General features: G+C 70.4%; 20 protein-coding genes. 3 read left to right on the forward strand and 17 right to left on the reverse strand.

The window, feature by feature from the left end:
* Window positions 1-10: 10 nt before the first annotated feature.
* From nuoK to CF165_RS48740, 14 genes are all read right to left on the reverse strand, one after another.
* Entirely contained in the window at window positions 11-310 is a 300-nt protein-coding gene (gene nuoK, locus CF165_RS48675; protein WP_003081840.1) for an NADH-quinone oxidoreductase subunit NuoK, read from the reverse strand.
* Window positions 307-1,173: an NADH-quinone oxidoreductase subunit J gene (locus CF165_RS48680; RefSeq protein WP_093954404.1), complete on the reverse strand. Its 867-nt coding sequence runs from the start codon at window positions 1,171-1,173 to the stop codon at window positions 307-309. Before CF165_RS48680 ends, nuoK begins: the two co-directional genes overlap by 4 nt.
* A complete protein-coding gene (nuoI, locus tag CF165_RS48685) occupies window positions 1,170-1,694 on the reverse strand; it encodes an NADH-quinone oxidoreductase subunit NuoI (RefSeq protein ID WP_003081846.1) in 525 nt (174 codons plus the stop codon). The genes CF165_RS48680 and nuoI overlap by 4 nt, the downstream gene beginning before the upstream one ends.
* Entirely contained in the window at window positions 1,681-3,030 is a 1,350-nt protein-coding gene (gene nuoH, locus CF165_RS48690) for an NADH-quinone oxidoreductase subunit NuoH (protein ID WP_093954405.1), read from the reverse strand. The genes nuoI and nuoH overlap by 14 nt, the downstream gene beginning before the upstream one ends.
* The gene (locus tag CF165_RS48695) at window positions 3,027-5,498 is read right to left on the reverse strand and encodes an NADH-quinone oxidoreductase subunit G (RefSeq protein WP_093954406.1); all 2,472 of its coding nucleotides are present in this window, start codon (window positions 5,496-5,498) and stop codon (window positions 3,027-3,029) included. Before CF165_RS48695 ends, nuoH begins: the two co-directional genes overlap by 4 nt.
* Window positions 5,495-6,790 carry an NADH-quinone oxidoreductase subunit NuoF gene (gene nuoF / locus CF165_RS48700; RefSeq protein WP_093954407.1) on the reverse strand — a complete coding sequence of 432 codons (1,296 nt, stop codon included), beginning with the start codon at window positions 6,788-6,790 and terminating at the stop codon, window positions 5,495-5,497. Before nuoF ends, CF165_RS48695 begins: the two co-directional genes overlap by 4 nt.
* Window positions 6,790-7,647: an NADH-quinone oxidoreductase subunit NuoE gene (gene nuoE, locus CF165_RS48705; RefSeq protein WP_093954408.1), complete on the reverse strand. Its 858-nt coding sequence runs from the start codon at window positions 7,645-7,647 to the stop codon at window positions 6,790-6,792. The genes nuoF and nuoE overlap by 1 nt, the downstream gene beginning before the upstream one ends.
* On the reverse strand, window positions 7,644-9,026 hold the full coding sequence (locus tag CF165_RS48710) for an NADH-quinone oxidoreductase subunit D (protein WP_093954409.1): 1,383 nt from the start codon (window positions 9,024-9,026) through the stop codon (window positions 7,644-7,646). Before CF165_RS48710 ends, nuoE begins: the two co-directional genes overlap by 4 nt.
* Window positions 9,023-9,772, reverse strand: a complete 750-nt coding sequence (locus tag CF165_RS48715; RefSeq protein WP_093954410.1) for an NADH-quinone oxidoreductase subunit C — start codon at window positions 9,770-9,772, stop codon at window positions 9,023-9,025. The genes CF165_RS48710 and CF165_RS48715 overlap by 4 nt, the downstream gene beginning before the upstream one ends.
* A gap of 4 nt (window positions 9,773-9,776) precedes the next feature.
* Window positions 9,777-10,325 carry a NuoB/complex I 20 kDa subunit family protein gene (locus CF165_RS48720; protein WP_093954411.1) on the reverse strand — a complete coding sequence of 183 codons (549 nt, stop codon included), beginning with the start codon at window positions 10,323-10,325 and terminating at the stop codon, window positions 9,777-9,779.
* A 4-nt stretch (window positions 10,326-10,329) separates the two neighbouring features.
* Window positions 10,330-10,749 carry an NADH-quinone oxidoreductase subunit A gene (locus tag CF165_RS48725; RefSeq protein ID WP_013222453.1) on the reverse strand — a complete coding sequence of 140 codons (420 nt, stop codon included), beginning with the start codon at window positions 10,747-10,749 and terminating at the stop codon, window positions 10,330-10,332.
* A gap of 424 nt (window positions 10,750-11,173) precedes the next feature.
* Complete coding sequence (locus CF165_RS48730) at window positions 11,174-12,460, reverse strand: geranylgeranyl reductase family protein (protein WP_167441788.1); 1,287 nt, start codon at window positions 12,458-12,460, stop codon at window positions 11,174-11,176.
* 10 nt (window positions 12,461-12,470) lie between these two features.
* Window positions 12,471-13,160 carry a demethylmenaquinone methyltransferase gene (locus CF165_RS48735; RefSeq protein ID WP_093954412.1) on the reverse strand — a complete coding sequence of 230 codons (690 nt, stop codon included), beginning with the start codon at window positions 13,158-13,160 and terminating at the stop codon, window positions 12,471-12,473.
* A gap of 9 nt (window positions 13,161-13,169) precedes the next feature.
* The gene (locus tag CF165_RS48740) at window positions 13,170-13,721 is read right to left on the reverse strand and encodes a hypothetical protein (RefSeq protein WP_093954413.1); all 552 of its coding nucleotides are present in this window, start codon (window positions 13,719-13,721) and stop codon (window positions 13,170-13,172) included.
* 53 nt (window positions 13,722-13,774) lie between these two features.
* Between CF165_RS48740 and CF165_RS48745 the strand changes: the two genes are divergently transcribed.
* Window positions 13,775-14,236: a MarR family winged helix-turn-helix transcriptional regulator gene (locus tag CF165_RS48745; protein ID WP_093954414.1), complete on the forward strand. Its 462-nt coding sequence runs from the start codon at window positions 13,775-13,777 to the stop codon at window positions 14,234-14,236.
* Between the two features lie 4 nt (window positions 14,237-14,240).
* On the opposite strand, the gene CF165_RS48750 is transcribed toward CF165_RS48745, so the two are convergent.
* Both CF165_RS48750 and CF165_RS48755 read right to left on the reverse strand, forming a co-directional pair.
* The gene (locus CF165_RS48750) at window positions 14,241-15,344 is read right to left on the reverse strand and encodes a glycosyltransferase family 4 protein (protein WP_093954415.1); all 1,104 of its coding nucleotides are present in this window, start codon (window positions 15,342-15,344) and stop codon (window positions 14,241-14,243) included.
* A 3-nt stretch (window positions 15,345-15,347) separates the two neighbouring features.
* Window positions 15,348-16,418: a glycosyltransferase family 4 protein gene (locus tag CF165_RS48755; protein WP_276209780.1), complete on the reverse strand. Its 1,071-nt coding sequence runs from the start codon at window positions 16,416-16,418 to the stop codon at window positions 15,348-15,350.
* Between the two features lie 177 nt (window positions 16,419-16,595).
* Between CF165_RS48755 and CF165_RS48760 the strand changes: the two genes are divergently transcribed.
* Both CF165_RS48760 and CF165_RS48765 read left to right on the forward strand, forming a co-directional pair.
* The gene (locus tag CF165_RS48760; RefSeq protein ID WP_093954417.1) at window positions 16,596-17,426 is read left to right on the forward strand and encodes an inositol monophosphatase family protein; all 831 of its coding nucleotides are present in this window, start codon (window positions 16,596-16,598) and stop codon (window positions 17,424-17,426) included.
* 30 nt (window positions 17,427-17,456) lie between these two features.
* Complete coding sequence (locus CF165_RS48765) at window positions 17,457-18,014, forward strand: GNAT family N-acetyltransferase (protein WP_093954418.1); 558 nt, start codon at window positions 17,457-17,459, stop codon at window positions 18,012-18,014.
* A gap of 151 nt (window positions 18,015-18,165) precedes the next feature.
* Here the strand turns inward: CF165_RS48765 and CF165_RS48770 are convergent.
* Window positions 18,166-18,407, reverse strand: a 242-nt coding sequence (locus CF165_RS48770; RefSeq protein ID WP_143268915.1) for an IS30 family transposase, incomplete at its 5' end; no start/stop codon positions are given.

Genomic DNA, 18,407 nt, shown 5'->3' on the forward strand with positions numbered 1-18,407 from the left:
TCGGTGTCTCCTAGTACTTCAGCAGGTTGGTGTCGTCGACCGAGGCCGAGCGCCGGGTGCGGAAGATGGCCATGATGATCGCCAGACCGACCACGACCTCGGCGGCCGCGACGACCATGACGAAGAACGCCATGATCTGGCCGTCGAGCCCGCCGTTGATCCGGGCGAAGGTGACCAGCGACAGGTTCACCGCGTTGAGCATCAGCTCGATGCACATGAACACGACGATCGCGTTGCGCCGCACCAGCACGCCGACCGCGCCGAGCGCGAACAGCAGCGCCGACAGCAGCAGGTAGTACGTGGGGGTCATGCCTTCTCCCCTTCCGAGGCTTCCGAAGTGCCCTCGGAACCGACCAGCGCGTGCGCGTCCGGGTGCGGGCCCTCGTCCGCGACGAGCTTGCGTTCCTTCGCCAGCTCGATCGCCGAGGTGGACTCGATGATCGCCGACAGCGACTCCGGGGCGATCGAGCCGTCCGGCAGCAGCGCCGGGGTGGCCACCGAGTTGGCGGTGGCGAAGACACCCGGGCCGGGCAGCGGCGACGGCCGGTCGTGCTCGCCGCGGAAGCGCAGCAGCACCAGTTCGCGCTGCGAGAGCTTGCCGCCCTTGCCGTGCCGGTCGGTGAAGGCCAGCACCATCGCGCCGATCGCGGCGGTGATGAGCAGCGCCGAGGTCAGCTCGAAGGGGAACAGGTAGTCGGTGAAGATCAGCCGCCCCAGGCCCTTCGGCCCGCCGCCCGCCGGGGTGGCCGAGTCGAGCGGAATGGCCGGGGTGACGTTCTCCATGGCCCGGTAGATACCGGTGGCCAGCAGCGCGGCGAGGCCGATGCCGAGCACCGTCGCGGCGAGCCGCTGTCCACGAAGGACTTCGACGACCGAGTCCGAGCTTTCCCGGCCGACCAGCATCAGCACGAACAGGAACAGCATCATGATCGCGCCGGTGTAGACGATGATCTGCGTGAAGCCCAGGAACGGCGCCGACTGGATCATGTACAGCGCGCCCAGGCTCAGCATCGTGAGCACCAGCCACAGCGCCGAGTGGACGGCGTTGCGGGAGAAGATCATGCCGAGCGCGCCGAGCAGCGAGACCGGGCCGAGCACCCAGAACGCGATCGCTTCGCCGGTGGAGACACCCGCGGAGGCGTTCGGCGCCGCGGCCAGAACTGCGGTGATCACTTGACGCCCTCCCCGCGTGCGAGTTCGGGGCCGTTCACGTAGTAGTCCTGCTCGTTCTCGCCCAGCCGCATCGGGTGCGGCGGCTGCTCCATGCCGGGCAGCAGCGGGGCGAGCAGGTCTTCCTTCGTGTAGATCAGCCGCTGGCGGTCGTCGTCGGCCAGCTCGTAGAAGTTGATCATCGTCAGCGACCGCGTCGGGCACGCCTCGATGCAGAGGCCGCAGCCGATGCAGCGCAGGTAGTTGATCTGGTAGTCCGCCCCGTACCGCTCGCCCGGCGAGTACCGGGCCTCCTCGGTGTTGTCACCGCCCTCGACGAAGATCGCGTCCGCCGGGCACGCCCACGCGCACAGCTCGCAGCCGACGCACTTCTCGAGACCGTCCGGGTGGCGGTTCAGCTGGTGCCTGCCGTGGTACCGCGGCGCGGCCGGCGCGCCGGCCTCCGGGTACTCCTCGGTGGCGACCTTCTTGAACATCATCCCGAACGTGACGCCGAAGCCCTTGACGGGATCAAGAAACCCCATCTTGCGCTCCTTCCTTTGCGGTACCGACGGCCGCCGGCTTGCGGCGGGCCGCCTTCGCCTCGGCCTTGGCCAAAGCCTTCTGACGCGGGGTGGTCTGCGGAACCTTGAGGTCCAGCGGCGGGACCGGGAAACCGCCGCCGGTCACCGGAACGGACTCACTCTCCTCTTCGCGGCCCGCGGCGCGGACGTAGAAGAACAGCGCGAGGACGATGAAGATCGCGACCGCGGCGATGATGATGGTCGTGGTGTTCCAGGTGATGACCTTCGCGAAGGTCACCATGACGATCCACACCAGGTTCAGCGGGACCAGGACCTTCCAGCCCAGCCGCATGAACTGGTCGTAGCGCAGGCGGGGCAGCGTGCCGCGCAGCCAGATGAACCCGAACAGCAGGACGAACATCTTCGCGAAGAACCACAGCACCGGCCACCAGCCGGTGTTGAGCACGTTGTTCCCGATCAGCGACAGCGGCCACGGGGCCATCCAGCCGCCAAGGAACAGCGTGGTCGCGAACGCCGAGACGATCACCATGTTGACGTACTCGGCCAGGAAGAACATCGCGAACTTCATCGAGCTGTACTCGGTGTGGAAGCCGCCGACCAGCTCCGACTCGGCCTCCGGGAGGTCGAACGGCGCGCGGTTGGTCTCGCCGACCATCGAGATCAGGTAGATCACGAAGCTCGGGACCAGGTAGAGGAACCACGCCTTGTGCTGCGCGCCGACGATGTCGGCCAGGTTCAGCGACCCGGCCTGCAGGATCACCGCGACGATCGACAGGCCCATCGCGATCTCGTAGGAGATCACCTGCGCCGCGCTGCGCATGCCGCCGAGCAGCGGGTACGGCGAACCCGACGACCAGCCGGCGAGCACGATGCCGTAGACGCCGATCGAGGAGCAGGCCAGGATCACCAGCGCGCTGACCGGCAGATCGAGCAGCTGCAGCACGGTCCGCTCACCGAAGATCGACACGACCGGGCCGAACGGGATGGCCGACAGCGCGATCAGCGACGGCACCACGCAGACGACCGGGGCGAGGAAGTACACCTTGCGGTCGGCGGTGTCCGGGATGATCTGTTCCTTGAACGGCAGCTTGATCGCGTCCGCCAGGGACTGCAGGTAGCCGCCGGGGCCGACACGGTTGGGGCCGGGCCGGTTCTGCATCCGGCCGACCGCCTTGCGCTCCCAGACGATCAGGAAGATCGTCAGGATCGGCCCGATCAGCAGGATGACCACGCACTTGAGCAGGATCAGCCACAACGGGTCGTCCGCGAGCAGCGCCGCCCGCGTAGCCGCGTCAGGCACGCTCCCGACGGCGGCTTCGGTCAGCAGCGGGGTCATTGCCCACCTCCAGCGAGGTTCACAACGGCGCCGTGCCCGGCACCGAGCGTCTTGGCCACGGCGGAGCCGTCGGAGTTGCCCGGCAGCCACACGACGCCGTCGGGCAGGTCGGCGATCTCCACCGGGAGCGTGATCGCACCGCGTTCGGTGCTCACCGTGACGGTGACGCCCAGCCCTTCGGCGGTCTTCGCGGAGAGCCGCGCGACCGGCGTGCGCTGGGTGCCCTTGAGGTGCGGCTCGCCGTCCTGCAGCGACCCGTTGTCGATCAGCTGGCGCCAGGTCGACAGGATCGCCTGGCCGTCACCCGGGGTCGCGGGCGGCGCGACCTCAGCGGCGACGTGCGTCCAGCGCAGCGCCGAAGCCGGGCCGAGCTTCTCGAAGTCGCCCCGCGCGGCGGCCGGCGTCTGCGTGAACAGGTCGGCGTCCATCTCGACGGCGAGGGTGTCGAGCACCCGGCAGTCCGCCAGGGCGCCGGTGCCTTCGAGGGTGACGTCGAACGGGCGGGTGCGGCCCTCCCAGTTGAGGTAGCTGCCCGCCTTCTCGTCCGACGCGGCCACCGGGAGCACCACGTCCGCGCGGTCGGTCACCGCGCTGAGCCGCAGTTCGAGGCTGACGACGAACCCGGCGGTGTCGAGCGCGCGCAGCGCGAGGTCCGGGTCCGGCAGGTCGTACGGGTCGACGCCGCCGACGACCAGGCCGCCCAGCTCACGGGCCGAGGCGGCCAGCAGGATGTCGGTGGTGTCGCGGCCCGGGGTGGCCGGGATCGGGACGCCCCAGGCGTTTTCGACGGCGACGCGCGCCGCGTCGTCACCGACCCGGCGGCCGCCGGGCAAGAGCGACGGCACGCAGCCGACTTCCAGCGCGCCCCGGTCGCCGGCGCGGCGCGGGATCCACGCGAGCCGGACGCCGGTGCGCTCGACCAGGTCGTGCAGGGCCGAGAAGAGGCCGGGGACCGTGGCGGCGCGCTCGCCGACCAGAACGACGGCGCCTTCACCGCGCAGGGCCTCGTCGAGGTCCGGCGCGTGCTTGGCGATGCCTTCGACGGCCGCGGCTTCCTGGCCGGGGACGCAGGCGAGCAGCTCGCCGAACGTCTTGCGCACCGACGACGTCGTCCACTGTCCCAAGTGGACGACGCGGGTCTTGTTCCGCCGAGCCGCCTTGCGCAGCCGCAGGAACACGATCGGCGCCTCGTCCTCGGGCTCGAACGCGACGCACAGGACCGTGCGGGCCCGCTCGATCTCGCCGAAGGTGACGCCGGACTCCGGAGTCACGCCCACGACGTGCGAGGTGAGGAACGCCAGTTCCTCGGCCGAGTGCGGGCGGGCGCGGAAGTCGACGTCGTTGGTCTGCAGGGCGACGCGGGCGAACTTCGAGTACGCGTAGGCGTCCTCGACGGTCAGCCGGCCACCGGGCAGGACGCCGACGCCGCCGTTGGAGCGGGCCTCGACCAACCCGGCCGCGGCGATGCGCAGCGCGTCGGTCCAAGACGCTTCCTCCAGCTCACCGGTCTCGCGGTTGCGGACCAGCGGACGGCGGATGCGGTCCTCGGCGCCGGTGTAGCGGAAGGCGAACCGGCCCTTGTCGCAGATCCACTCTTCGTTGACTTCCGGGTCGTCGCCGGCCAGCTTGCGCTGGACCTTGCCGCGCCGGAAGTCGGTGCGCTCGGCGCAGCCGGACGAGCAGTGCTCGCAGACGCTCGGCGAGGACACCAGGTCGAAAGGCCGCGACCGGAACCGGTAGGCGGCGCTCGTGAGAGCACCGACCGGGCAGATCTGGATGACGTTGCCGGAGAAGTAGCTCTGGAACGGCTGGCCGGACGTCGTCCGCGACGCCATGTCGAGCACGTCCGCCGTCTCCGCGGTGCCGATCTGCTGGTGGGCGCCGCGTTCGAGGAGCTCGATGAACGGGTCGCCGGCGATCTCGCTGGAGAACCGGGTGCAGCGCTGGCAGAGCACGCAGCGTTCGCGGTCCAGCAGCACCTGCGTCGAGATCGGCAGCGGCTTCGGGAACGTCCGCTTCGTGTCGACGAACCGGGATTCCGTGCGGCCGTGGGCCAGCGCCTGGTTCTGCAGCGGGCACTCGCCGCCCTTGTCGCAGATCGGGCAGTCCAGCGGGTGGTTGATGAGCAGGAGCTCCATCACGCCCTGCTGGGCCTTGTCCGCGACCGGCGACGTCAGCTGCGTCTTGACGACCATGCCGTCGGCGACGGTCATCGTGCAGGACGCCTGCGGCTTCGGCATCGGCCGGCCGCCCATCTCGACCTCGACCAGGCACTGGCGGCAGGCGCCGGCCGGGGAGAGGAGCGGGTGGTCGCAGAACCGCGGGATGACCGTGCCGAGGCGTTCGGCCGTGCGGATGAGGAGCTCACCCTTGGGGGCGATGACCTCTTCGCCGTCGATGACCAGCTTGACGTGGCCTTCGGGGACCGGCGTCTCCTGGGTCTCTGGCTTGTCGGGCGCGATCGTCATGCCTGCGCTCCCACGAGTTCGGGCTTGGTCTGTTCGTGGCGGTTCTTCTCGCACAGCGCGAGGAACTCGTCCCGGAAGTACTTGATGCCGCTGGTGATCGGCGACACCGCGCCGTCGCCGAGGGCGCAGAACGACCGGCCGAGGATGTTGTCGCAGACGTCGAGGAGGGTGTCGATGTCCTCCTCGGTGCCGTGGCCCTCGACCATCCGCTCGAGGATCTGCGCCAGCCAGTACGTGCCTTCGCGGCACGGCGTGCACTTGCCGCAGGACTCGTGCTCGTAGAACTGCGTCCACTTCATCACGGCCCACGGCACCGACACGGTCTCGTTGAAGACCTGGACGGCGGTGGTGCCCAGCATCGACCCGGCTTCCGCCGCGCCTTCGAAGTCCAGGGGAACGTCGAGGTGCAGGTGCGTGAACATCGGGGTGGACGAGCCGCCCGGGGTCCAGAACTTGAGCGGGATGCCGTCCTTCATGCCGCCCGCCATGTCCAGCAGCTCGCGCAGGGTCGTCCCCAGCGGGCACTCGTACTGGCCGGGCTTCTCGACGTGGCCGGAGATCGAGTAGATCTTCGGGCCGGGCGACTTCTCGCGGCCCATCTCGCGGAACCAGCTCGACCCGCCGTTGACGATGAACGGCGCGCTCGCGATGGTCTCGACGTTGTTGACCGTGGTCGGCGCGGCGTACAGACCCGCGGCGGCCGGGAACGGCGGCTTGAGCCGCGGCTGGCCACGACGGCCTTCGAGGGAGTCCAGCAGCGCCGTCTCCTCGCCGCAGATGTACGCGCCCGCTCCCGCGTGGACGGTGATCTTCAGGTCGAAGCCGGAGCCGAGGATGTTCTCGCCCAGGTAGCCCGCCGCTTCGGCTTCGCGCACGGCCGCGTTGAGGCGGCGGATGCAGTGCAGCGCCTCGCCGCGGACGTAGATGAAGCAGTGGTTGGACCGCATCGCGTACGAGGCGATGATGCAGCCCTCGATGAGCGAGTGCGGGTCCGCCATCATCAGCGGGATGTCCTTGCAGGTCCCCGGCTCGCCCTCGTCGGCGTTGATGACCAGGTAGTGCGGCTTGTCGAAGTTCGGCGGCATGAAGGACCACTTGATGCCGGCCGGGAAGCCCGCGCCGCCGCGGCCGCGCAGGCCGGAGTCCTTGACCAGCTGGACGAGCTGCTCCGGCGTCCCGGCCAGGGCCTTGCGGATCGCGGTGTAGCCCTCGAGCGCCTCGTACTGGCCGATCTGCCAGGAGTTCGGGGACAGCCAGCGCTTCGTGAGGACCGGAGTGATGGGGTCAGCCACTACTTCTTCTCCACTTCCGGCAGGGGAACATCCTGAGCCACCGGGGCGACCCAGCCGCGGTCCTGCGCGAGCTTCGCGCCCCGCAGCGTCTCGACGGCCTGCGACGGGCCGTCGACGTCCTTGCGGTAGGTCCGCTCGTCCTCCGGGAAGAACCCGGCGAGCTGCAGCTCGGCGCCCTTGAAGTTCGTCAGCGGGGCACCGCGCGTCGGGGCCGGCTTCTTGCCCGCCTGCAGCGCGTCGACCAGCGCGACGGCCTTCTCCTCGGTCTGGTTGTCGAAGTACTCGTAGTTGACCTGGATGACCGGCGCGAGGTCGCAGGCCGCGAGGCACTCGGCGTGCTCGAGGGTGATCGAGCCCGGCTCGTTCGGCGTGCCCGCGGTCTCGTTGTGCCCCAGCGGCTGCTCCTCGGAACCGAGGTGCGTCTGGAGCTTCTTGTAGATCGCGTCGCCGCCCATGGCCGCGCACAGCGTGTTGGTGCAGACGCTCACGAGGTGTTCGCCGCACGGACGCCGCTTGTACATCGTGTAGAACGTCGCGACCGCGCTGACCTCGGCGTCGGACAGGTCGAGCTGCTTAGCGCAGAACGCGATGCCCTCCTGGCTGACGTACCCCTGCACCGACTGCACGAGGTGCAGCATCGGCAGCAGCGCCGAGCGGGACATCGGGTAGCGCGCGATCAACTCCTGCGCCTTGGCGTGGATGTCGGCGTCGAAGACGTCTTCCAGCGGCGTCTCGGTGATGATCCCGGCGGCCACACCCGGGTCGGGCGCGATGGCGACGACGTCGGTGTCCGACGCGGCCGCCGCGTACGTCGTCGCGGCGTCCTTCGGGCCCGGCTCGGGGAACGTTGAGGTCATCGGTCCACTCCCCCCATGACGGGGTCGATCGAGGCGATGGCGGCGATCACGTCGGCGACCAGGCCGCCTTCGGACATGGCGGGCATCGACTGCAGGTTCACGAAGCTCGGGTCCCGCACGTGGACCCGCAGCGGCCGCGTGCCGCCGTCGGACACCAGGTGCGCGCCCAGCTCGCCGCGCGGCGACTCGACCGACGTGTAAACCTGCCCGGCCGGCACCTTGAAGCCCTCGGTGACCAGCTTGAAGTGGTGGATCAGGGACTCCATCGACTGGCCCATGATCTTCTTGACGTGCTCGAGCGAGTTGCCCATGCCGTCGCTGCCGATGGACAGCTGCGCCGGCCAGGCGACCTTCTTGTCCTCGACCATGACCGGGCCCGGCTCGAGCTTCTCCAGGCACTGCTCGATGATCTTGAGGCTCTCGTGCATCTCGTGCACCCGGATCAGGTAGCGCGACCAGCAGTCCGCGCCGTTGTCGACCGGGACGTCGAACTCGAACTCGTCGTAGCAGGAGTACGGCTCGGTCTTGCGCAGGTCCCACGGCAGGCCCGCGGACCGCAGCACCGGGCCGGTGACGCCGAGCGCGAGGCACGCGTCGACCGGCAGGTAGCCGACGCCCTTGAGCCGGTTGCGCCAGATCGGCTGCCCGGTGAAGAGCTTGTCGTACAGCGGAAGGCGTTCCTTCATCGTCTTGATGAACGCCTTGACGACCTCGACGTAGTCGGCCGGCATGTCCTGCGCGAGGCCGCCGGGGCGGATGAACGCGTGGTTCATCCGCAGGCCGGTCAGGTGCTCCAGCAGGTGCAGCACCTCTTCGCGCTCGCGGAACCCGAGCGTCATCGCGGTGGTGGCGCCGAGCTCCATGCCGCCGGTGGCGATGTAGACCAGGTGCGAGCCGATCCGGTTGATCTCCAGCAGCATCACGCGCAGCAGCTGCGCGCGGCGCGGGGCCTCGATCTGCAGCAGCTTCTCGACGCCGAGGCAGTACGCCATCTCCGTCGAAAGCGGGGCCAGGTAGTCCATGCGCGTCACGAACGTGACGCCCTGGGTCCAGGTCCGGTACTCGCAGTTCTTCTCGATGCCGGTGTGGAGGTAGCCGATGACCGAACGCAGCTGCGTGACGGTCTCGCCTTCCATCTCCAGCACGAGCCGGAGCACGCCGTGCGTCGACGGGTGCTGCGGGCCCATGTTGATGACCATGCGCTCGTCGTGCGCCGCGTCGGCGATGACGTCGTCCCAGTCGCCGCCGGAGACCGTGTAGACGCGGCCTTCGGTGGTGTCGCGGGAGTCGGCGTAGTTCGCGCTGTCGGTGCTGTCGCTGCCGGTCTCCGTCGTGCTGGTACCGGTCGTGACGTCCGACAGATTCTCGGTGCTGCTCACGAGTACGACCTCCGCTGGTCCGGCGGCGGGATCTCCGCGCCCTTGTATTCGACCGGGATCCCGCCGAGCGGGTAGTCCTTGCGCTGGGGGTGGCCGTCCCAGTCGTCCGGCATGAGGATCCGGGTCAGCGCCGGGTGGCCGTCGAAGACGATCCCGAACATGTCCCAGGCTTCCCGCTCCTGCCAGTCGGCGGTCGGGTAGGTCTCCACCAGCGACGGCACGTGCGCGTCCTCGACGTCGAGGGTGACCTCGAGGCGGATCCGGCGCCGGTAGGTCAGCGACGTGAAGTGGTACACCGCGTGCAGCCGCTGCGGGACGTCGACGCCGTAGTCCACACCGGACACCGAGGACAGCAGCTCGAACCGGAGACCGCCGTCGTCGCGCAGCGTCTTCGCGATCGCGGGCAGGTGCTCGCGGGCGACGTAGAAGGTGATCTCGCCGCGGTCGACCGTCGTCTGCAGGATCGCCTCGGCCGGGATCTTGCGCTCGGCCAGCGCCGCGTAGAACTCGTCGGCGAACTGGTCGAACCAGCCGCCGTACGGACGTTCGGCGGGCGCGGGGCTGTAGGCCGGGAGCCGGACACCGCCGTAGCCGGAGGTGTCGCCGGTGCCGTGGACGCCGAACATGCCCTGGCGTTCGCGGCCGGTGACGACGGCCTCGGCCGCACCCGGCCCCTTCGCCGTCAGACCGGTTTCGGCACGCTCGGCGCTCGACTGCTCTTCGCCGGGTTGGGGGTTCTCAGTCATCGCTCTACTTCTTCGCGTACTTGATCGACGACGCGACGAGCTCGGTGCGGGCCCCGCTGGCGGCGCGGATGGCCGCGCGGCGGGCGTTGATCGGCTCGTCCTGGATCTTGGCGTGCAGCTTGAGGATCGCGTCCAGCAGCATCTCCGGCCGCGGCGGGCAGCCGGGCAGGTACATGTCCACCGGGACGATGTGGTCGACGCCCTGGACCACGGCGTAGTTGTTGAACATGCCGCCGGAGGAGGCGCAGACGCCCATCGCGAGCACCCAGCGCGGCTCGGCCATCTGGTCGTAGATCTGGCGCAGGACCGGGGCCATCTTCTGCGTGACGCGGCCGGCGACGATCATCAGGTCGGCCTGCCGCGGCGTCGCGCTGAAGCGCTCCATGCCGAACCGGGCGATGTCGTAGCGGGACCCGCCGACCGTCATCATCTCGATCGCGCAGCAGGCGAGGCCGAAGGTGGCGGGCCACAGCGAGTTCTTGCGCGCCCAGTTGACGAGGCCTTCGAGGCTGGCCAGCAGGACGCCGTTGGGGAGTTTCTCTTCGAGGCCCATGGGTCTAGTTCCAATCCAGGCCGCCGCGCCGCCACACGTAGGCGTACGCGAAGCCGACCGTCGCGATGAACAGCAGGATCTCCACCAGGCCGAACGTGCCCAGCGCGTCCGCCTGCACGGCGAACGGGTAGAGGAAGACCATCTCGATGTCGAACAGGATGAACAGCATCGCGGTGATGTAGTAGGCCACCGGCATCCGCCCGGCGCCGACGAGCGGCTGCGGGGACGGCTCGATGCCGCACTCGTAGGCGGACAGCTTGGCCTTGTTGTACCGGCTGGGGCCGACGAGCGGCCCGAGCAGGACCGACAGCACGGCGAAACCGAGCGCCAGCACGAACAACAGGACCAGGGGCAGGTAGGGCTTCAGGCTCGGGGCCTCTTGCGCCAGCTGCACCGTGTCGGTTCGGGTCAGCAACGTCAGCACGGGGTCTTCGCCATCCTTTCCGCGCCGATGCGGTTGTGCTTGGGGTGGGAACCGCTTGGCCTCGTCGGCACCCTAAGGGAGCTGGGTCACACCGCCGAGGGTCAGGGTCTCCTTACGGCCCGTGGCTGGACCGCGAAGTGCTTGTGAAATAGTTCACAAGCCACTCGTCGCGGATGTGAAGGGATTCACAAAGCATGGGGGGAGTCTAGGACGCGACTCACACTCTTGTCCCTAGGGCCCCGTGTTATCAGGGTCGCCTAACTTCCGGCGCCATCGTTGTCACGGGTCGGCGACACCGCGCACGCGACCTGCGCGAAAGGCGTTCAAGATCGCGTTCCGGACGGACAAAACGGGCGTCGACCTGTGATCTATCCCACTGACCGCACGGCCAACTTGTTAGGCCACTCGTGTGTCCGCGCGCGCGTCAGCGCGGGCTCGGGGTCACCTTCGCGAGCGCTGCGATGAGGCGGTCGACGCCGTCGCCGCCCTTGGCGTCGTAGCAGCCCGACAAGCCCTTGTACACCAACGGGAGGATCTTGTTGATGCGCAGCCCGTACTTGGTGCAGGCGTGCATGATCTTGGGCTTGCCGATGATCTTCGCGAAGACGTTGCCCAGCGCGTAGTAGCCGCCCATCAGCTCGCCGACCGCGCGCGGGTACGCCTCGAGCGCCCGCTCCCGCGAAGGCCCTTCGCGCCGCGCAAGCGCCTGGACGACGACCTCCGCGGCGATCTGCGCGGACTCCATCGCCGCCGAGATGCCTTCGCCGTTGAACGGGCTGACCATCCCGCCGGCGTCGCCGAGCAGCAGCAGGCCGTCGCGGTAGTGCGGGGTGCGGTTGAAGCCCATCGGGAGGCCGGCACCGCCGACCTTGCCGATCGCGTTCTCCTCGCGGTAGCCCCACTCCTCCGGCGTCCCGTCGAGCCACTGGCGCAGCAGCGCGCGGTAGTCGGTGTTCCGGAACGAGGCCGACGTCGAGAGCATGCCGAGGCCGACGTTCACCGTGCCGTCGCCGAGCGGGAACGCCCAGCCGTAGCCAGGCAGCAGCTTCGGGTCGCGCGGATCGGACTTGTCCCACAGCTCGAGGTGGCCCTCGATGAACGGGTCGTCGTGGCGCGGGCTCTTGTAGTACTGGCGCACCGCGACGCCCATCGGGCGCTTCTCGTTCTTCTGGATGCCGACGCTCAGCGCGAGCCGCGCGGACACGCCGTCGCAGGCCAGGACCAGGGGCGCGTAGTACTTCACCGGTGTCCGCTCGGGGCCGACCTTCGCCTCGACGCCGACCACGCGCCCGCCCGCGTTGGTGATCGCGCTCGTGACGGTCGTGCGCTCATAGAGCCGCGCGCCCGCCTTCACCGCGAGCTTCGCGAGGAGGTCGTCGAAGTCGTGGCGGGTGCGGGAAACGCCGTACGGCGGGTAGCTCGTCAGGTCCGGCCAGTCGAGTTCCAGCGTGAGGTCGCCGGTGAGGATCCGCAGGCCGCGGCTGTGGACCCAGCCCGCTTCCTCGCTCGTGTCGATGCCCAGGTCGATCAGCTGCTTGACGCCACGCGGGGTCAGGCCGTCGCCGCAGACCTTCTCGCGGGGGAACTCGGTCTTCTCCAGCAGGAGGACGTCGACGCCCGCGCGCGCCAGGTAGGTGGCCACGGTGGACCCAGCGGGTCCGGCGCCGACGACGATGACTTCGGCGTCCTGGTCTGCGGTGCGTCGCGTCATAGGCGCGAGTTTAGGCAGGCTTTCGCGCGCGGTGGATCGCCACGACGCCGAATGTGAGGTTCAACCACTCGACGTCGGCCCAGCCCGCGCTCGCGATGATCTCGCCGAGGGTGCGCTGGTCGGGCCAGGCCAGCATCGATTCGGCCAGGTAGGAGTACGCCTCGGGGTTGGACGACGTCCGCTTGCCGACCCAGGTGAGCAGCTTCAGCATGAACCGCCGGTGGACGAACCGGATCGGCGCGAACGGCGGCGTCGAGACCTCGCAGATCACCAGGCGGCCGCCCGGCTTGACCACCCGGGCGATCTCGGTGAGCGCGGCCTTCGTGTCGACGAAGTTGCGCAGCGCCAGGGAGATCGTCACGGCGTCGAAGCTCTCGTCGGCGAACGGGAGGTTCAGCGCGTCCGCGGCGACCATCGGGACCTTGCGGTGCAGGCCGGCGCGCAGCATGCCGAAGGAGAAGTCCGCGGCCAGGCACCAGGCGCCACCGCGGGCGTACTCGACGGTGGACACCCCGGTGCCGGCGGCGAGGTCCAGGACCTTCTCGCCGCGGCGGGCGTCGAGCACGCGGGCGGTGGTCGTGCGCCAGCGCCGGTCGAAGCCGAACGTCATGAACGAGTTCGCCCGGTCGTACCCGGACGCGACACCGTCGAACATCGCGGCGACTTCGTGCGGGTCCTTGTCCAGGCTTGCGCGTGACATGGGTTGAGATTAGTCCCGCGGTTTGACGAAGGTTGCCAGCACCAGCCAGATGAGGCCGCCGAAGCGTCCTACCGGGATCAGCGGGTAGAGCACGTCGGTCAGCATGCCGAACACCGAAAGCCCCGCCAGCGCGGCGATCACGTACCCGGCGATGGCCAGCCACCTGACCTGGAGCCGGGCGACGACCGCGATCAGCAGCGCCAGGGGCACCGCGAACCCGAAGGCCCCGGCGGCGAACGACAGCGAGGTGAACGCGCGGGCGACGGCGGGGTCGGCGTTCTGGGCGGCCGTCCACATGGCCAGACCGCTCAGCAGGAGCGAACCCGAGGCGAGCAGGCCGCCCGCGAAGCCGAGCGCCGGTGGTCTCTCGGCCGCCGTCCACGCCGCGAGGGACAGTCCGGCGCCGAAGACGACCAGCGCCAGCAGCTGGACAAGACCTTGGTGGGCCTGGTTGTAGGCGGCGACGTCCGCCGCGGACGAGCCGGGACGCATCCCGGTGGCGCCCAGGACGCCCCCGGCGACGGTGAGCAGGCCGTAAGCGATGACTGCGATTCGTTTCATGTAGTCAACGATTACAGTGGTGTAATCGATTGTCAACGGCTACGGTTTCACCCATGCACGGTTTCGGCAGCGCGTTCCTGCTCGCCCAGGTCGGCGCCCACGCCGCCCAGCGGTTCACCGAGCGGATCGCGGAGCTGGACCTGACGCCGGCGCAGGTCGGCCTGCTGCGGCTCGTCGCGACGCGACCGGGCCAGAGCCAGCAGGCGATCGCGGCGCAGCTGGGCACCCCGCCGACGCGGCTGGTGGCTCTGGTGGACGCCCTGGAGAAACGCGGCCTGGTCGAGCGGCGCCGCAACCCCGAGGACCGGCGGCTCTACGCACTCGAACTGACCGAGGACGGCCGGGCTTCGATGAGCCGCATCGCCCTGACCTCGATGGCCCATGAACGCGCGCTGACCGCCGCGCTCACCGAAGACGAACGCGCGACACTGCACGCGCTGCTGACCAAGATCGCCGACGAGCAGGGCCTCACCCCGGGCGTCCACCCCGGCTACACGCGCCTCAAGAGCCTGTGACGGCTCAGCGGAAGGTGGCCAGCATCCCGGCCACGGCCGCCGGCCAGGTGAACTCCTCGGCGCGGGCCCGCGCCGCCGCGCGGCGCACGTCTTCCGGGCTTTCCAGCAGGTTCGTCACCGCCGAGGCGAACGCCGGCGCGTGGTCGTCGACCGCCTCGCCGCAGCCCGGCCGCACGATCTCCCGCAGCGCCGAAGACGCCGACACGACCACCGGCGTCCCGGACGCGAGCGCTTCCAAAGCGGCGAGCCCGAAGGTCTCGTGCGGGCCCGGCGCGAGCGACACGTCGGCACTGGCCAGGAGCCGCGCGACGTCGTCGCGTCCCGGCAGGAAGCCCAGGAACGTCACCGGCAGGCCGCGCGCCCGGCGTTCCAGGGAACGCCGCCGCGGCCCGTCGCCCGCCACGACCAGCCGCACCTTCGCGCCGGCCTCGGTCAGCGAAGCGACGGTGTCCACACTGCGCTCGACGTGCTTCTCCGGCGACAACCGTCCACAGTGGACGAGCAAGGTGTCCGCTCCCCCGGCGAGCCGGGTGCGCCAGCCGTCGTCGCGCCTGGCGGGCCGGAACGTCGTGAGGTCGACGCCGAGCGGCACCCGGCGGACGTTCGGCGCGGCGATGCGGTCGAACTCCGCCCGCGCGAACGCCGTCGTGCAGACGACCGTGTCGTAGCTCGCGGCCATCCGCCGGTTCGCGACGTCGGCGACGCGGCGCGCCACCGGCTCGGGCAGCAGGAACTGCTCCAGCAGGCGGTCGAGGCGCTCGTGGGAGATGACCGTGCTGGGGACGCCGTGACGCCGCGCCCAGCCACCCATCCCCCGCAGCGTCAACCGGTCCGACACCTCCAGGCGGTCTGGTTCGAGCTTCCGCAGCACCGCGCGGACCCGGTGCGGGTCGACGGCGCGGTAGCCGCCGGTGCCGGGGATCTTGGGCGCGGGCAAGGAAAACCGGCGGACACCGGTCGGCAGGACCTCGTCGGCGTACCGGGTGCCCGGCACCACGAGCGTCACCTGGTGGCCGCTCGCGACGTACCCGGCGCCGAGGTGGTGCAGCGCCGTGCGCAGCCCGCCCGACCGCGGCCCGTAGAAGTTCGCGAGCTGGACGATGTGCACGGCTCAGGCCGCGCGGGCGGCCCGGCCCTGCACGGCTTCGTAGTGCCCCACCAGTTCGCGGCAGACGGCGGGCCAGGTGCGGCCCAGCACGACCTTGCGGGCCTTCTCGCCGAGCCGGGCGCGCAGGGCCGCGTCCCGCAGGTCGCCGACCTTCGCGACCAGCGCCGGGCCGAACTGCTCGCGGTCCGCGGGCAGCAGGTAGCCGGTGCGGCCGGGCAGGACGAGGTCCTTCGGGCCGCCGGCGTCGGGCGCGAGGACGGGCAGGCCGGAGGCCATCGCTTCCTGCACCGCCTGGCAGAACGTCTCGTGCGGGCCGGTGTGGACGAAGACGTCGAGGCTCGCGTACGCCTTCGAGAGGTCTTCGCCGTACTTCGCGCCGAGGAACGCGGCGTCCGGCAGCTGTTCCCTGAGGTTTTCGAGTTCGGGCCCGTCGCCCACGACGACCACGCGGATTCCGGGCACTCCGGCCAGCGCCGTGAGCCGGTCGACCTCCTTTTCGGGCGCCAGCCTGCCGACGAACCCGACGAGCAGCTCACCGTTCGGCGCCAGTCCGGCCCGCAGCGCCGGGTCGGCGTGCGCCGGGGAGAACCGCTCGATGTCGACGCCGCGGGCCCACCAGTGCACCCGCGGGACGCCGTGCAGCTGCAACTGCTCGACCGAGTCGCTGGACGGCGCCAGCGTCCGGTCGGCACGCGAGTGCAGCCGCCGCACCCACCGCCACGCGGCGCGCGCGGCGATGCCGAAGCCGTACGCGGCGGCGAACCCGGCGATGTCGGTCTGGTAGACGGCGATCGACGGCACTCTCAGCCGGCGCGCGGCGGCGAGCCCGCGCGCGCCGACGACGAACGGCGACGCCAGGTGCACGACGTCCGGGCCGAACGCGGTGAGCGCGTTCAGCACCGTGCGCGTCGGCAGGCCGATCGGCAGGGAGCTGACGCCGGGCACGTCGAACGCGGGGATCCGGACGACCGGGGCGCCGCGGTAGGAGTCCGGGCCGGGACCGGGGGCGATGATCAGCACGTCGTGCGCGCGCTCGCGCAGGTGCTCGACGACCCGCAGGACGGAGTTGGTCACGCCGTTCACCTGGGGCAGGAAACTTTCGGTGACTATGGCGACTCGCACGTCTTGGACGATCGCACCCGATCCTGGCGCTCGTGTGACGCTGTGGCCAACGCTGCCGGAACAGATCGGCTACGACATGTCATCTCAAGGTCGTGTCCCGGAAACCACGGGGGCCCAGACTAAGCAGGCATGACCCTCTTGTCCTCACGGCCGCCGCGGCCCGTCGAGCCCGGCCTGCTGTCGAGGGCGCTCGAAGTGGCCGGGCGGCTGGCCAACGACGCCACCGACGTGATCACCGCGACCGCCGGCCGCGGCGCCCACCCTTCGACGCTGGACTCGCCGTTCGACTGGGTCACCGACACCGACCGGATCCTCGAGCGGCACACGCGGCGTGTGCTGACCGCGGAGTTCCCGGGCATCCCGGTGGTGGGCCACGAGTTCGGCGCCGACCACGGCGCGGACGTCGCCGAGTACCGCTGGGTGGTCGACTCGGTGGACGGCACGGCGAACTACGTCGCGGGGGTGCCGTGGTGCGCTTACAGCCTCGCGCTGGTCGACGCGGCGGGCCCGGTGGTCGGGGTGGTGGCGGACCCGTACCGCGCCCAGATCTACGCGGCCGCGCGCGGACGCGGGGCCCGCGCGAACGGCAAGCCGATCAAGCTGGTGGACCGCTGCGTGACGGCGGGGGCGCTGGTGTGCACCGAGCTGGCCCGCAGCGGGCCCTGGCCGGGCATGGGCGGGTTCATCGAGCGGGCCGCGGCGGCGCACGCGGGGGTCCGGGTGCTGGGCTCGGCGGCGTTGTCGATCGCCCAGGTGGCGCTGGGCCACGCGGCCGCGGCGGTGCTCCACAGCTACCACGAGTGGGACGTGGCCGGGTCGGTGGCGATGGCCATCGAGGCGGGGGCGGTGGTGCTGGACAAGCACGGGGAGGACGCGGCGTTGCCGACGGACGGGCTGCTGGTCGCGGCCCCGGGCGTGGCCGACGAGGTGCTGGGCTGGTGGCAGGAAACGGCCGGGTAATCGAGTTGCGCGCGCTGTGAGGATCGAGGCATGCCCACGCTTCGCACCCCGCGGCTCACGCTCACGCCCCTGGCCGACGAGCACCTCGAGCTGGAGTACGAGCTCGACTCCGACCCGGCGGTGATGCGCTACCTGACCGGCCGCGCCGCGACCCGGGCGGAGGTCGCACGGGCGCACGCCCGCCGGATGGCCACGGCGCCGGGGTTCGGCTTCTGGATGGGCTTCGCGGGCGAGGACTTCGTCGGCTGGTGGCTCCTGCGCCCGCCGAACGGCCCGGACCAGCCGGACGTCGAAGGCGAAGCGGAGCTGGGCTACCGCCTGCTGCGCCGCCAGTGGCGGCAGGGCTACGCCCGGGAAGGCTCGCTGGCGGTGATCCGGTACGGCTTCGAGGAGCTGGGACTGGATCGCATCTTCGCCCAGACGATGGCGGTGAACGCGCCGTCCCGCGCGACGATGGCGTCGGCCGGGCTGACGTTCGCGAGGGCGTTCGTTTCGGCCGCGGAGTACGACGACCCGATCGAAGGCGCCGACCAGGGCGAGGTCGAGTACGAGATCACGCGGCGCCGGTGGCTGGAGACCGCGGGCTGAGCACGAGACCGGACGTGTCAAGCCCGATTCCGGATTTCGGAGCGAGTTGTCCACATCGGGTCCGGTTGTCCACAGATTCGCCGCGTCACCCCTTCGAAGGGGCGCCCGCCGATAGACTGGACCAGGGCACGCCCCCCAGGGTGGGCGGTTTCTAGTCGTCGTTGCAACACTGCTGCTGGTTGTGGGTGGTGGTGAGTAACTGTGTCATGCGTTCGGCTGGGGTGTCCCAGTCGAGGGTCATTCTGGGCCGGTCGTTGAGCTCGGCCGCGACGGTGTCGAGGTGCTCTGCGGTGTGGTTGGCGAGGTCGGTGCCTTTGGGGAAGTACTGGCGCAGCAGGCCGTTGGTGTTCTCGTTGGAGCCGCGTTGCCAGGGAGCGTGCGGGTCGCAGAAGT

It is taken from the genome of Amycolatopsis vastitatis (assembly GCF_002234595.1).
Taxonomy (GTDB): Bacteria; Actinomycetota; Actinomycetes; order Mycobacteriales; family Pseudonocardiaceae; genus Amycolatopsis; species Amycolatopsis vastitatis.

Excerpts from the sequence above, each read along its gene's own strand:
- nuoK (WP_003081840.1), bottom strand. The coding sequence starts at position 310 with ATGACCCCCACGTACTACCTGCTGCTGTCGGCGCTGCTGTTCGCGCTC.
- nuoI (WP_003081846.1), bottom strand. The coding sequence starts at position 1,694 with ATGGGGTTTCTTGATCCCGTCAAGGGCTTCGGCGTCACGTTCGGGATG.
- nuoH (WP_093954405.1), bottom strand. The coding sequence starts at position 3,030 with ATGACCCCGCTGCTGACCGAAGCCGCCGTCGGGAGCGTGCCTGACGCG.
- CF165_RS48695 (WP_093954406.1), bottom strand. The coding sequence starts at position 5,498 with ATGACGATCGCGCCCGACAAGCCAGAGACCCAGGAGACGCCGGTCCCC.
- nuoE (WP_093954408.1), bottom strand. The coding sequence starts at position 7,647 with ATGACCTCAACGTTCCCCGAGCCGGGCCCGAAGGACGCCGCGACGACG.
- CF165_RS48715 (WP_093954410.1), bottom strand. The coding sequence starts at position 9,772 with ATGACTGAGAACCCCCAACCCGGCGAAGAGCAGTCGAGCGCCGAGCGT.
- CF165_RS48720 (WP_093954411.1), bottom strand. The coding sequence starts at position 10,325 with ATGGGCCTCGAAGAGAAACTCCCCAACGGCGTCCTGCTGGCCAGCCTC.
- CF165_RS48730 (WP_167441788.1), bottom strand. The coding sequence starts at position 12,460 with ATGACGCGACGCACCGCAGACCAGGACGCCGAAGTCATCGTCGTCGGC.
- CF165_RS48735 (WP_093954412.1), bottom strand. The coding sequence starts at position 13,160 with ATGTCACGCGCAAGCCTGGACAAGGACCCGCACGAAGTCGCCGCGATG.
- CF165_RS48740 (WP_093954413.1), bottom strand. The coding sequence starts at position 13,721 with ATGAAACGAATCGCAGTCATCGCTTACGGCCTGCTCACCGTCGCCGGG.
- CF165_RS48745 (WP_093954414.1), top strand. The coding sequence starts at position 13,775 with ATGCACGGTTTCGGCAGCGCGTTCCTGCTCGCCCAGGTCGGCGCCCAC.
- CF165_RS48760 (WP_093954417.1), top strand. The coding sequence starts at position 16,596 with ATGACCCTCTTGTCCTCACGGCCGCCGCGGCCCGTCGAGCCCGGCCTG.
- CF165_RS48765 (WP_093954418.1), top strand. The coding sequence starts at position 17,457 with ATGCCCACGCTTCGCACCCCGCGGCTCACGCTCACGCCCCTGGCCGAC.